General features: G+C 40.4%; 10 protein-coding genes. 3 read left to right on the forward strand and 7 right to left on the reverse strand.

From position 1 onward, the window contains the following. Positions 1-134: 134 nt before the first annotated feature. From SAE01_RS20195 to SAE01_RS20205, 3 genes are all read right to left on the reverse strand, one after another. Positions 135-1,223, reverse strand: coding sequence for a M48 family metallopeptidase (locus SAE01_RS20195; RefSeq protein ID WP_147205622.1), 1,089 nt, complete (start codon positions 1,221-1,223; stop codon positions 135-137). Beyond that, entirely contained in the window at positions 1,224-2,168 is a 945-nt protein-coding gene (locus SAE01_RS20200; protein WP_147205623.1) for a YjgN family protein, read from the reverse strand. It abuts the gene before it with no gap. A 474-nt stretch (positions 2,169-2,642) separates the two neighbouring features. Then, positions 2,643-5,066 carry a T9SS type A sorting domain-containing protein gene (locus SAE01_RS20205; RefSeq protein ID WP_147205624.1) on the reverse strand — a complete coding sequence of 808 codons (2,424 nt, stop codon included), beginning with the start codon at positions 5,064-5,066 and terminating at the stop codon, positions 2,643-2,645. 301 nt (positions 5,067-5,367) lie between these two features. Here SAE01_RS20205 and SAE01_RS20210 point away from each other — a divergent pair, with 301 nt between their 5' ends. After that, the gene (locus tag SAE01_RS20210) at positions 5,368-6,543 is read left to right on the forward strand and encodes an acetyltransferase domain-containing protein (protein ID WP_147205625.1); all 1,176 of its coding nucleotides are present in this window, start codon (positions 5,368-5,370) and stop codon (positions 6,541-6,543) included. A 26-nt stretch (positions 6,544-6,569) separates the two neighbouring features. Here the strand turns inward: SAE01_RS20210 and corA are convergent, their stop codons facing one another. Beyond that, positions 6,570-7,547 carry a magnesium/cobalt transporter CorA gene (gene corA, locus SAE01_RS20215; RefSeq protein WP_147205626.1) on the reverse strand — a complete coding sequence of 326 codons (978 nt, stop codon included), beginning with the start codon at positions 7,545-7,547 and terminating at the stop codon, positions 6,570-6,572. Positions 7,548-7,867: 320 nt separating this feature from the next. Here corA and SAE01_RS20220 point away from each other — a divergent pair, with 320 nt between their 5' ends. After that, the gene (locus SAE01_RS20220) at positions 7,868-9,316 is read left to right on the forward strand and encodes an erythromycin esterase family protein (RefSeq protein WP_218029208.1); all 1,449 of its coding nucleotides are present in this window, start codon (positions 7,868-7,870) and stop codon (positions 9,314-9,316) included. A gap of 172 nt (positions 9,317-9,488) precedes the next feature. Here the strand turns inward: SAE01_RS20220 and SAE01_RS20225 are convergent, their stop codons facing one another. Then, positions 9,489-10,265 carry an alpha/beta hydrolase gene (locus SAE01_RS20225; RefSeq protein ID WP_147205627.1) on the reverse strand — a complete coding sequence of 259 codons (777 nt, stop codon included), beginning with the start codon at positions 10,263-10,265 and terminating at the stop codon, positions 9,489-9,491. Positions 10,266-10,410: 145 nt separating this feature from the next. Here SAE01_RS20225 and SAE01_RS20230 point away from each other — a divergent pair, with 145 nt between their 5' ends. Continuing rightward, complete coding sequence (locus SAE01_RS20230; RefSeq protein ID WP_147205628.1) at positions 10,411-10,974, forward strand: hypothetical protein; 564 nt, start codon at positions 10,411-10,413, stop codon at positions 10,972-10,974. A 127-nt stretch (positions 10,975-11,101) separates the two neighbouring features. Here the strand turns inward: SAE01_RS20230 and SAE01_RS20235 are convergent, their stop codons facing one another. Both SAE01_RS20235 and SAE01_RS20240 read right to left on the reverse strand, forming a co-directional pair. Continuing rightward, positions 11,102-13,156 carry a M1 family metallopeptidase gene (locus SAE01_RS20235; RefSeq protein WP_147205629.1) on the reverse strand — a complete coding sequence of 685 codons (2,055 nt, stop codon included), beginning with the start codon at positions 13,154-13,156 and terminating at the stop codon, positions 11,102-11,104. Positions 13,157-13,255: 99 nt separating this feature from the next. Further along, positions 13,256-14,011, reverse strand: a complete 756-nt coding sequence (locus tag SAE01_RS20240) for a transporter (protein ID WP_170234218.1) — start codon at positions 14,009-14,011, stop codon at positions 13,256-13,258. Between the last annotated feature and the right edge of the window lie 48 nt (positions 14,012-14,059).

Consider the following 14,059-nt stretch of genomic DNA (forward strand, 5'->3'; position numbering starts at 1 on the left):
CAAAAAATGATAAATAGAAAATGAAATAGAAAAGATGCCTGTTAAACAAGTACAAGTGAGTGACACAACGATGTTGAATGATGGACGAATGCTTGAAACCAAACCAAAACAGTTTTACCCTTTTTAATAAGGAATTACCATTTCTTCAATTTGCCTTTTAGGTCTCTAAAAGCTTGTTCGAGATCGGCTCTTTTCTGGAATGTTTCGCGATGTTTAGATAAATAGCTTTCAGTAGCAGCAACTCGTTCTTTGGTTAATGGATGTGTGCTAATAAACGCAAGTTGGCCCGGAAGTTTATCTTCTTTCTGCAGCATTTGCATTAGTTGTTTCATACCATCGACGTTTACCTCATTTGCCCGCAAAAGGTCCATTCCTTTTTCATCAGCTTCAGCCTCGAGAGAGCGGGAATATTTTAGGCCGTTTAGCGTTTCCGCATTACTGACAACTGCCCCGGAAATACCACTGGCGTCGCCAAAAACGATTGAAATGATAATACCATTTGCCGCGCTTCTTAGTAGCGAACGAAGTGAATGACGTTCATTGATGTGACTGCTCTCGTGCGCTAGCAAAGCCGCCAATTCCTCGCCCGTTTTTATTTTTTCAAGAATGCCCCGATACACTACTATGTTTCCGCCCGGCAATGCATAAGCATTAACCAAATCGCTATTAATGAAAGTAACCCTTATAGGATACTTACTACTTAAACGAAGTTGATCAGCAAATTTTTGTAAGAGTTGGCTCGCGGATGAATCAAGGCTGTCACCAAAAACAGGGGCTTCTTTCAGTGTTATCTCTTTAAGCTTATCACCTATTTTTATTTCCTGCTCCACTCCTATTACCCGCATGCCAATGAAGGGAATAAGGTTGACAGTAATAAGGTAAAGACCTGCTCCGAGCGTGACTACAATCAACAACAAAACAATCACGCGCTGCTTCATCAGCCTTTGGCCCCAGTTGCCTTTATTTTTTTCTAGTTCATTGCTAATTGCTGAGGCCAAAGGATGATTAGCATCGTATTGCAGGTACTTTAAACCTGCCTTATCAAAATACAGGTACTGTGTGTTTCCAATGTGGTTTAAATTTGCGGCGCCGAGTGGAAAAGCTTCATTGAACGCAGGATCTTCATCTTTACGCAAATGCGCTTGCCCCTGAAAAACAAGTACCCGCACTTCTGAAGGGCGGGTACTTGTTCCATCGTAATAAAACATTTTTTCGTTTTCCATCTACACTATTCCAAGGTCAAGTATATCGGCCATATCATCAGCAGTTGCATCGCTGTAGTCTTGCTGCGACTGTTGCAACGACTCGAGTGAATAGTAACCGGACGCCTCGATATTGTTCATAATAAAACTCATGCTCCTTGTGACAACCCATGCAAAACCTAATCCCAGCGTAAAAACAAGGATTAACAAATTTACAATCATAAGTCCTGCAAACCCTGCCCCTGTTGCCTTAGAATTAAAAAATACAACGTCCTCTTCTTGCTCAAGTCGCATGTTATTTACCAGGAATTCAAACTGATCTTTTTGCCACCAAAACATGTAAATGCCTAATGTAAGTATGGTTAGAATGTACCCTTTTACATTCAGCCAGAAATAGTCATTGCCCTGGCCAGTATACACAAAGCGTGCATTACCTGCGCTAATGTTTGATAAGATGTAACGGCGAATATTCATTGAGAACCATGCTCCGTAAATACCTAGTGTGACAATCGTAAGCAATATCCCTTTTACGAATATCCCCACTAGCTCCTTACGATCCCCATTGTATCCAAATCGAATTCCTTTCCAGCTTGTTTTAGCCATTCTATACTTGTAAGCTCCATGAAGGGCGATAGGTATGATGGCTATAAATGCAGCATAGAAGAAGATCAGGCCAGCTGCTACATGACCATTTAAGGCGAGGTACAAAACGATACCATAAATCAGTACAAAAATGCCAACCGCCTTAATAAAGCCTTTAAACATTTCTTTACCTGTACCAGAGAATACAAAAGGGGTTTCATCAAAAGTGTTCTTGCTATAGAGGTATTTCAGTTTCTTTTCTTTTGCCCAAGGATAATATAGACCAAGAGTTAAAATGCTGAGGATTGTATTTACGATAAGTATTTTAAAATACTCACTTCCCGACCCATAAAAGGCCAGGCGATAGGAACGACTTTCTTGCATGTTAGTTTTAGCGGTTAAAACGTAAATCTTTTTATTTTTATTGGGTAGCAAAGAAGATTTTCAGCAAGAAATGTTTAATCAATAGTAGAAAACATGGAAGAAAATATAAACGCAGCTTTAAAGGTTTTATAAGGGGTTTTTTTAAAAGGAGAAATGAGCTGTCTTGAGCTTTTGTCTTGAGATTATATGTTTTGCTGACAGGCAACTTTATATTGATTATATAAGAAACTGCTTCGCTCAAGTTCCTGGAATCAGCCTGTAACTACAACCACTAGCCCATCTTCTACTCCGAAAGATGAATCATTATTGCGCTCCTACGTTTGTATTTCTTTCTGGACTTTCTGCATATCTTTTTTCAAAGAATAATCCGAGTGTCTATTGAACAAAGAGGCTGCCTCAAGTTTTGAGACAGCCTCTTTGTTTTGCCACGGACTGGGTTGTTAAGAGCTGAAAAAGCTTAAACAATCCACCTTCTTAATTTTTCACGACTTTATAGTGTGCAACTAAAAGGTTTTCGGAATTAAACACAGCAATTATGTAAGCGCCTTTAGTATAGCCTGCCAAAGAAACCTGAGATTGATTATTACCTTTTGTGAAGCTGTAATTTCGCTCAGACAAACGCTTGCCACTTAAATCAAGCACAACAATTTTGCCCTTATAATTTTTTGCCGCATCGATCCGGACAGTTACATCGTTTTCGGTTGGATTTGGAAAAACGCTACTAGCTTTTACAAAATCTTGTTGCAATTTTTCTATTCCTGCTTGTGTAAGACCGGTTGAACTGCTTGACGTTTGTGTTGTTGAAACATCTTTCACAATTTTAAATTCTACAACTACAAATTGTCCATCAGGGTTAGTAATTATCAAAGTATACTTTCCGGCCGGTTTATTTTTGGTACTAAGGGTGAAGGAAATTTTTGTAGGACTAATAAACTTGAGATTGGTAACAATAATGTTTCCCGTTGATTTTACTGTAAGTCTATTGTATCCCGGACCTCCGACATCAGCGCCAGGATCAAAAAAACCAGAATTGTCCACTGATAATCCTTCAATAACAACGGCGCTATTATTCTTATTACTCAACGGCGCCAACGGAAGAGGCGTTGCGGGAGGTGGAGCTTTCAGCTGAACGGCCCTTACGCCATAACTGTCATCGGCGTTAGCATATTCCTGGAAGGTCCATATCGTTTGATCGTCTATCGGATCTACAACAGTCTGGCTGTAGTCTCCCCAACGCCCAATATACCCGTATCCTTCAAAATGGGGGGCGTAAATAGCATGAGCATTTGTAGCTCTTTCCGGATTTGCCAGCGTTCCTGGTGCATCCATATTCGATCGCCCTGCTACAAACACATTTAAATATCTATTAAATGCGGCTTGGGTTCCTCCTAATGCTCCATGCCCTTGTCCATTTGCTGCAATACTTGAATTGAAATAATTCATGGCCCTTCTGCCGCTCGGGGTGGTAGGATCATAGACTGTTCCTAATTGATTTAGACCAGGACTTGTATAAATATTATCAATTTCGTACCATCGCGACGCAGTGCGAGCCTCATTTACAAACAAGTTATCTGGAACATAATGTCCAGCTTGGTTTACTCCAATGACATGCGACGTCCATAAACTGCTTTTACCAGTCAGCTTGTTCTTATAAATGGCGGCGGCAAGCAGCCTTGTATCTAATGGGTCAATTGGCATTGGGCTTCCGGGGGCAGTAACATCTCTTGGAAACTGAAAATGCTCTACAGGTACAGTGTACTGGGTTATACTAGTAAGCTGACTATTTGCATTGAAATTTAATCCGGCTAATAAAATAGCATTAGATTGAAAGTTTATTCCCGCAAAAAAACTTCTTGTTGCCAAAGGGTCGTCGTTATGAACGCCTTGTGGAATAATAATACCGCTTCCACCTGTTGGAGTTTCTGCCCCAAACTTAATAGCATATAAAGTTAATTGCCCTTGTAGAAGCCTTCTTTTATTTAAAGCGTAACCAACAAAGTAGAGAGAGTCAACGCCACCGAAATTATTTATGAAAAAATCATTACCGCCTATTAAGACTGCATTTTTATCAACTCCCAGCATCGGATAATCAAGGAAAGGGGCAAATGGAGTAGCAGGATTAAAGGCAATTAAAGCAGAAGGAAACCGATAATAAATGAAACTTGATACATTTGTAATTCTTTCTCCATCACTTACCGCTAGCAAAACAAAGTTGTTTGAAAAGGATGGATTAACCTCGATCGCTACAACAAACCAGCGTTTTGTCAACCGGTCATAGCGGACATGAGGATCTGAAGTGTAAGCTCCCGGACGTATTAAGGGAGCAAAAAATTGGTCGAGCGTAATGAATAAAGTAGAAGGCGCAGGCGTATTATGGATGCCTTTGGGAGTCACTAAAGGAGCATCAGTAACGCTTCTTTTCTCAAATACTTTAATTCCTGCGTTCATTAACGCAACAACCTGGCTTGGTCCAACATCCCCGTTAGGATCGGGCGGCCAACTGTGCGCTTCATCAAGGTTTGATGCTAGAAAGTTCGACCAGATGTTGAACGGGTTTTTGCCTGGTAGTACCAATGCTTCCGATGACGATTGCTTGGTCGTTATGTCATCGTCGTCACCTTCTTCATTAGCGCTTTCTGTTCTTGAGCGATTGGCCTCTATTTTTTCCTGAAAACCTCTAAACTCGACCATGTTGAATTCTGGTTTTTTTAGACTTAACAGGTTTCTCGCTTCCAATGCTATTGGATCAGGCGGAGAGGCTAGCAATTGCGATATGCTTCTCCTAATTCCTGGTTCTCCATTGTACTGTTGAAAAGGAACGGAGACGGGTGGTTGGGCAATCAGACCAAGAGTGAAAATCATGCACAGTGCATAAAAAAGAGAAAATTTCAGTTTCATAAATTGTGGATTTAGTTGAAAAAATTTTTTAAAGGGAAACGGGTGGGCTAAATGGATCAAACCATTATATATAGATGTTATATAATATTAACAACTTCCTTCTACAATTGCAATAACGGAACTAAGGTTGTTAGAACATTCTATTGCGAACGAAATGCAGACGCGTTCTAACGCAACTCTAAAAGGAAATTTATATTATCGGATAGGAAAGTGCAGCTGTTTGATAATACACCTCTAATTGACAATTCGATTTAAAATTGCATGACTCTGAGAATTCCTCTTAAAATTATATCTTCCTTTAATGAAGTCTGCAACTACTAACCGCATTGTGAGTATAGACATTTTGAGAGGTCTTGTCATGATCATCATGGCGCTTGATCATACCCGCGATTTTTTTCATAATACTGCAATGACGGCAGACCCGTTAGACCCCGCAACCACCACCCCCATGTTGTACTTTACAAGATGGATTACTCATTATTGCGCTTCCACATTTGTATTTCTTTCCGGACTTTCTGCATATCTTTCTTCGAAGAATAAAACAACGAATGAAGCAAGTTCATTCCTGTTGAAAAGAGGACTGTGGCTTATTATTGTTGAAGTAACCTTGGTAACATTTGGGCTTACTTTCAATCCTTTTTACAACTTTATTATACTTCAGGTAATATGGGCAATCGGATTTAGTATGGTCCTTCTGGGTTTGTTTGTAAGGACATCTTACAAAGTCATACTGGCGATTGGTTTATTACTGGTGTTCGCTCACAACGTTTTTGATTACATCGCGCTTCCAAAAACAGGTGTAACAACTGTTATCACTACCCTTTTAATGACGACTCGTGGTGCGGTATTTCCTATTGATAAAAACCACGTCATCGGCGCCTTCTATGCCATTCTTCCATGGACGGGTTTAATGTTTCTTGGATATAGTATCGGTCCTTGGTTTAAGAAAGATTTCCCTGCGGAGCGTCGAAAGAAATTGCTACTAGTAACAGGCTCGGCTGCTATTATTCTTTTTATTGTCCTGCGTTTTACTCGTGTTTACGGCGATCCCGGTTTATGGAAACCCGGAGAACATTCTATCTTCTCTTTTTTTGATACAAGTAAATATCCACCGTCTTTACAGTATACCTGTATGACGATTGGTCCCTCTATACTATTACTTGCCTTTTTTGAAAGCTTTCAATCCTCCCTTACCAGAGTTGCGAGTGTTTATGGCCGTGTTCCCTTCTTTTACTACATTCTGCATTTCTATATTTTACATACACTGCTCGTTATACTATTTTATGCTACAGGACATTCGTCCGCACAGATTTTTGATCCCCGAAGTCCTTTCGCATTCAGGCCTGTAAATTTTGGCTATGGTCTGCCTATCGTTTATTTAATCTGGTTATCAGTAGTAGCGGTACTTTACTTGCCTGCGAAGTGGTTTAATCACTATAAGATGACGCATCAACAGTGGTGGTTGAGCTATTTGTAAGATTGGCTGAACAAAGTGTTTATACTCTACAGCCACCCCGAGCGTTTAAAGAAAATATATAAAACTATACAGAGCACAAAGGTTACGGCCAATACCACGGGATACGCGTAGTGCCAGTGCAGTTCGGGCATTGCCTCGAAGTTCATACCATAGATGCCCGCAATCATAGTAGGTACGCCGATGATGGCAGCCCATCCGGCAAACTTTTTAGATACTTCACTTTGCGAGATGGATGTAAGTGAGAAATTAGCTTCCAACGCAGCGGTAACAAGGTCGCGGGTGTTGTCCAGCATTTCATTTATTCTTACTGCGTGATCATATACATCGCGGAAGTAAGGACGAGTATCATCCGGAACTCTTTTAATATCGAAACGCATCAGTCGATTGCAGATATCTATTAAGGGAGTAATGACCCGCTTTACTTCCAATAGTTCCCGCTTCAGTTCATAAATCCTTTGCGTAGTGCCGCGGGTAGGTTTTTTACCAAAGATTTCCTCTTCTACATCAAGTAGTTTTTGTTCAAGTGTTTCAATTACCGGGAAGTATTGGTCAACGATAGAATCCATTACAGCATATAACGCGAACGCGGGACCTTTGCCTAATAACTCCGGCGTGTTTTCACACCGTGCCCGTACATCTTTATAAGAAAGCGATGAACCATGGCGAACGGTGACGATGAAGTTATCTCCGACAAAAAAATGCGTCTCACCAAAATCAATATGATGATTGATTGAATTGATTTGTGCAGTGCGCAAAACAATAAACATCGTTTCTCCATACAACTCCAGTTTGGGTCGCTGATGGGCGTTGTGTGCGTCTTCAATGGCCAGGTCGTGCAAATCGAACTCTTCCTGTATAGACTTTAGCAACTCCTCTCCCGGCTCGTGCAGCCCGACCCAAACAAAGGTGTCTTTGTGCAGTAATGTCTCGCGGATTTTGGCAATGTCGATGTTAGCGACACGACGACCTTCACAGTAAGCGATACAGTTTACGATACCTTCCATAATGAGGGTTTCAAACGGAGTTTAATGGGAACTAAGAATGAGCTAAAAGTATTCATTTTTTCTTAAGCTGAAATGTATGAAGTTGATTACTAAGCACAAGCCCGAAATTGAAACCTTCTTAAATAAGAAAACTGCCGTTGCTGAATAGAATGATAGCAGTTGAAGAGTGCGACGCAAGAAAAGCTGACGAGAGTTATTCAGCCGGGCCAACAAAGAACCCAACAAAACTTACAAAGTATTCGCACCTTCCTATCAGCTCGAATTGCCCATGCCAAACGTCCTCTTGGCCCTTTAATTGTAACATTTGATAAAAAGGCAATATGGCAAAGACACTTTGTAGTCACTGTGAAATGTTAGTGTTCGTTCTTAGCTTAACCAGCGTGTTTTTTTCATGTAAGCCCAAGGCAAATCACAACGAGGAAGTTACTGTCGTAGCTGCAAAAGATAGCAACCAGATATATAGTTACGCATCAGGAGATAGCAAAGACTCCGTTCGTTTAACCATACCAAACCATCCCTTAAGGAATGAGAAAGACCTTGATGTAATAATGGAACAGATCGGCAATGCAAAGGTCGTTTTGTTAGGCGAGGCTACACATGGCACATCAGAATTTTACACCTGGCGGACTGCAATTTCTAAAAGATTAATACAGGAAAAAGGATTTGATTTTATTGCCTCTGAAAGTGAATGGGCTGACTCGTACCGTGTAAATAATTTTATTAAAGGCGGTAAAAAAGACAGTGCCTCTGCTGTAGAACTTTTAAAAGAATACAATCGCTGGCCGACATGGATGTGGGGAAATTATGAAATTGCTTCATTGGTTACCTGGCTGAACAATTACAACCAGTCGAAACCTGCAGCAGAGAAAGTCGGCTTTTTTGGACTTGACGTTTATTGCTTATGGGAGTCAATGAGCGAAGTAATGCCGTACCTGAAAGGCGCAGAACCATCTGTAACGAAGGCAGCAAATAAAGTACATGCCTGCTTTAAACCTTTTAATGCAGATGCCGAGCAATATGCAATGGCGGTTGCTAAGATGGAAGATGATTGCCGGGTAGAAACAACCCGATTTTGGCAATCGATTAAAAAGCTTACCGAAGACAAACCAACAAAAAATGAGTCCGATTTCGTGATGGAGCAAAATGCTTTAGTGGCACTAAATGGCGAGCGCTATTACCGTACAATGGTTACGAATGGAGTAGAATCCTGGAATATTCGCGACAAGCATATGATCGAAACACTAAAACGCCTACTGGCTTTTCATGGTCCCGATACTAAGGCGATTGTTTGGGAACACAACACGCATGTCGGCGACGCGCGTTATACCAACATGGCTCAAAATGGAGAAGTGAATGTTGGCCAGTTGGTAAGGAAAGAATTTGGTGACAATAACGTTTTTATTATTGGTAGCGGAACCTACCAGGGGACAGTGATTGCAGCGGAAGCCTGGGGTAAGCCTATTAAAAAAATGGAAGTGCCAAAAGCCGAACAAGGTAGTTGGGAAGAAATCTTGCACAAACTTGGTGGCACCAACAAAATCATTCTGTCGAAAGACATTAGTGAAATAAAGTTCTTTAAAAAGTCAATCGGCCATCGTGCTATTGGTGTCGTCTACCATCCCGATGAAGGTCAGTTTCCTTACTTTGTTCCTTCGGTAATCCCCAAAAGATATGATGCGTTCATTTTTATTGATTATACAAACGCGCTACACCCTATAGACATAAAACTGCGTAACGAGCCGCCCGATTTGTACCCGTCCGGAACTTAGACCATTTACTAGATTTAATAAAAAGCCATCAGAATCATCAATACTAAGGATGAGGATTTTTAGGTACTAAGCTTAAGTACTACTATTAGACTTTGTTGCGTCGCACACTTGTACTACCGATTCCTACTCGAAGTGATACCTATGATTAGTAGGTTTCATCCTCAATAGATTGTTATTTTTCCTTTGGCATCACTCCGCTGGCAAGCCAATTATAATAGTCTGCGAATTTGTTTCGCCAATGATATTCGTGGTGCTCCCCTTCCGGGTCGACTTCAACATCAACTTCGTACAAAGGATATTTCTTCAACATCTCGGCTATTGTATTAATATGACCTACCATATTTTCGCCTTCTTTTGCCCCACCATAGAAATAGAATCGCTGGGGGTATTTTTTATTTGCCGCTGCTATAGTTTCCAGTTCGCTCTTAGCTTGAGGCACCAACCATAAGGATGGAGAAAACACACCAGCCCCGCCAAATGTTTTTGGATAGTACATAGCACCATACAAAGAGATCAATCCACCCATACTACTGCCCGCAATTTGTGTGTGGTATCTGTCCGGCCTGGTTCTAAAATTAAGGTCAATCACAGGCTTCAGCGTTTCAGCAATAAACTCAATATACTTTCTTCCCTCACCTGTTCCGTACTCTTCATGATCGTTAAAATTGTATTCCGTCATCCTGCTTTCACTATTGTCAATGCCCACAATTATACATTCTGCCAGCATGCTGTTAAGTGTATCATCCACTCCCCACTCCTCACCAAATGCAATCGCTTCATCAAAAAGGTTTTGCCCATCGTGCATGTACACAACCGGGTAGCTTTTATCCGTTTGATAATATCCGCTAGGCTTGTACACCCAAATCCGGCGGTTCCTGTCTAACTGCGGCATGTAAAACTCCTCGTCTATAACCTCAACATTCACCGCGTTGTGTATTGTCTTTTGCATTTTTTTATTACCTTTTTCTCTAATTGACTAAAGAAAATATTGTACCGCGTGACGCCATCGAACCACTTTAGTTTAGGCTAACCTCGTTTTTATTGCAACGGCAAACACTTCTGTTGGAATTTTGAAACATAATAAAATCTTCAATATGGAAGAGATCATCGCCCAACACTTCGCTAACCTTCGTAGCAAAGACGCCCATCTACGTTATGCTTCTTTTGAATTTATAATGACTCAAACCCGGGAAAAGGTCAATTGGGCGTACGAAGTTTGGGACGATTTATTAGATCTCACAAGAACAGGAGACAATCACCAACGCACGATTGGTGTGCAAGTATTGAGCAACCTGGCGAAAAGCGACCCGAAACAGCGAATGCTAAAAGATTTTGAACAGCTATTGGTTGTAACAAAGGATGATAAGTTCGTAACTGCAAGACACTCCCTGCAAAGCCTTTGGAAAATTGCCATTGTTAGTAAAGATTTGGAAACGAAAGTAGTGGAGAGTTTAACGGCTCGCTATAACGAGTGCGTCAACGAAAAGAATGGCACTTTAATTCGCTATGATATTTTAGAAGTCTTTAGAAAAATTTATGACAGACTAAGTAATGATAAGTTGAAGGCTAGAGCGGTCCTATTAATTGAAGCGGAAGACGATGCGAAGTACCGGAAGAAATACATGGGTCTTTGGAAAGACCTGTTGAAATTGACTTAAACAAAAAAGTGACCGAAAAAGGTCTTAACTGCCATCAGAAGTCTTTTCTAAGCTTAGAAAGATCATTTCTGAGAAACAAGTTTTTCAGCCCTAAATAAAGGATCAGTAGCCTGCAGAATTTTTGCTTTCAACTTCGGATTGTAACCAGGCACACTTCGTATAAAGTGTCTTTGGCTGGTTTTGTTAATGCAATACTTTGAAAAGTTTTGAACAGCAATTTTTTTTTATTAGCGGCCGTCTCTGCATTCATTGCATCCCATAGTTTTGCTTCAAGACCCTTGGCTATTTCTACCCTTTTAAAGGGCGTAATCAATCGCCAGAAAATATCGCTGATATAATTTGTGATCAACCTTAGATTAAGCTCTTCAGACTCCCCGGGCATTTGTGTTGTGCAGAAATCCAGCATCTGTATTGGTTTCACCCCTTTTCCAGACAGCATGTTTTCATACAGATTGATAAAAGCTGTTGCCCTCATCACCGGACTTTTCAATGTTGATAAATGAAGTAACATCTTCTTATCTATAGGAAACAAACCATATCCTTGTCCCGACGAATTAAAAAGTATGTGCAACGGTGCCTGCTTGCCTTCTACAGCTTTTAATACCATTTGAGGTTTGTCTAACTCAACTGTATATTCCTCTATTTTATCGGGATAAACCAAAGCGATCTCAAAGAGTTGAGGTAAGATTAATTCCGGTGAGTATTCTCCTTGCTGGCTAATAGTAAGTTTTGAAATGTAACCATTGCTTGTTTCTAAACTATAATTTATCGCAGGACGGCCGGCTTTATTTACCCATACTTTATTCCACTTGTTAAGGTCAGCAGTAGTATGCTGATCTAAGATGCTGATCAAGTCAGGCCAGGTGGCATTACCGAATTGATACCGGGATAAATACTCACGCAGTCCATCTCTGAACGCATCTTTCCCCATCAACCGTTCTAATTGCCGCATCATTATTGGCGCCTTGTGATAAATAATGTTGCCGTACAACGTGCCTGCCTCCTGCAAATTCAATAACGGTTGGCGGATAGTATTAGCTCCCAAGGTTCTGTCTACACCATACGCGGCAGGAAAATGATCAATCAGCAACTTGAGGTCATAATTGTTATTTGCCTGGCTTACCTGGCTAGCTTTATCTGCCATGAAGTTTGCAAACACCTCCTTCATCCAAACGTCATTGAACCATTGCATTGTCACCAAATCTCCAAACCACATATGTGATGTTTCATGTGCAATTAAATTTGTGCGTGCATTTTCCTGGTCTTTGGTCGCTCCTGAGTCTAAGAACAAACTCGATGCTTTGTAATCAATTGCTCCCACATGTTCCATTCCACCATATTGAAAATCGGGGATGGCAACGAAATCGAACTTTTTAAAAGGATACTGTATCTGCGTATACTCTTCGACGAAATTTAAAGCGTCTTTATGAATACGAAAAATAGAGTCGATGCTGAAATTGATCTTATTGGTATCCGTTTCACGATGATAAAAATTCATCGCTCTCCCATCCATGTTTTTGCTAACAGAATTAAATTTTCCGGCAACGAATGAAAACAGGTAAGTGCTAATAGTGTCTGACTGCGCAAAATTCAAAGTCTTTGTATCAGCAGCAACGACAGAATCAACGAGGGGTGCATTGGTTAGTGCTGCCCATGCCGACGGAATAGTTAGGGATAATTTGAAGGTCGCTTTAAGGTCAGGTTGATCGAAGCAAGGAAAGACGGTTCGAGCCCGGTCAGGAACAAGAAGCGTATAGAGAAAGTCCACGTTTCTATTTAAAGATAGATTGCCTGCCGTGAAATTGGTTTCGATCAAATTAGTGCCAATTTTTAAAAATCGAGAATCAATTAGAATATGTTCGTTCGTAAAAACTATTGGAATTTCCTTACCATTTACAACCAACGATTTTAGACGATTTCGTTGCTCCTTAAAATCAATTTGTAACGGAAATTCATTTTTGGCTAAGTCTACAGAAATAATCTCTGATGCAACTATTGCCTGCTGTTTTTTTGAAGGAATGTTTAGTGAGAGGTTATAATTGATGTGCGATAATGCTTGTTTTCTATACTGCGCTAATGTATCTGATACTCCTTTTTTGACTAGTGTGGAAAGTGAAGTGGATTGAGAAAACGAATTTAAGAAAACGGAAAAAAGCAAGGAAAAAAGTACAAATCGCCGCATAATTACAATTTGAAAAACGGCAAGATAAAGGTTTTGAAATATTTAAAAATTTCACCAGTCGGCTGAAGACTCAATATCCCACTATAACAAAATTTCGAATTATTTTTTGCCGCCAAAGCGGAATGAAATACCGGCAGCAACGAAATAATGTGGAGATTCTTCGTTCAAACCTACTCCGCCACTCAAATCAAGCTTTGAATTTTTTGAAACGAAATAAGCGATGCCTGCATCAAAAACATCTTCCGGCGTTTTTCCTTTTTTTGCAAAACCGTAAACTTCCACATAGCTCTCCCATTTGTCCGATATCTCGAATTCAGGTGTAAATGAATACATCCAGTTTTGTTCCTGGTCCTCACTGTCCCATTCGGAACCCACGTTGTAGTTGAGCTTCAATTTTTCTGACAATTTGTTTTCAAACAGCAATCTTACTCTATTGTAAGCTTTATCAATTTTATGATCAGGAGAAGCAAATTTCGGAATTCCAATCTGGCCAACGATTGAAGAAGAGAAAGCCTCATTTTTCGTCTCGAAGAAATTTAACTTCAAACCTATCTCAACAGGCTTTAAACCTTTTTTGAACTCATTTTCAGAAACCAGCTTTTCATCCGCAACCGTTGTTTCTAGTCGCAGCTCTAACTTGTCAAACACTCCATATCTAAAAAGCGCGTTAGGCTGTCGCCACACTTTGTCTTGTTCATTTTCCTGCGTTTTGCGAAAACCTATTTCTGCCTGGAAGCTTTTCTTTACAACTGTTTTAGGTGATAATGACTCACTTGGCCGTTCGGCTTCTATTTTGTCTTGCGCATAAATAGTTAGGGAAAGAAAACTGGAAAGTAATAATAGCGTCTTTTTCATGCTGGTTTTAGGAATGCTCATTAATTATTATGCCAAGGAATAAGCATA

The sequence above is a fragment of the Segetibacter aerophilus genome (assembly GCF_007991655.1).
Lineage (GTDB): Bacteria > Bacteroidota > Bacteroidia > Chitinophagales > Chitinophagaceae > Segetibacter > Segetibacter aerophilus.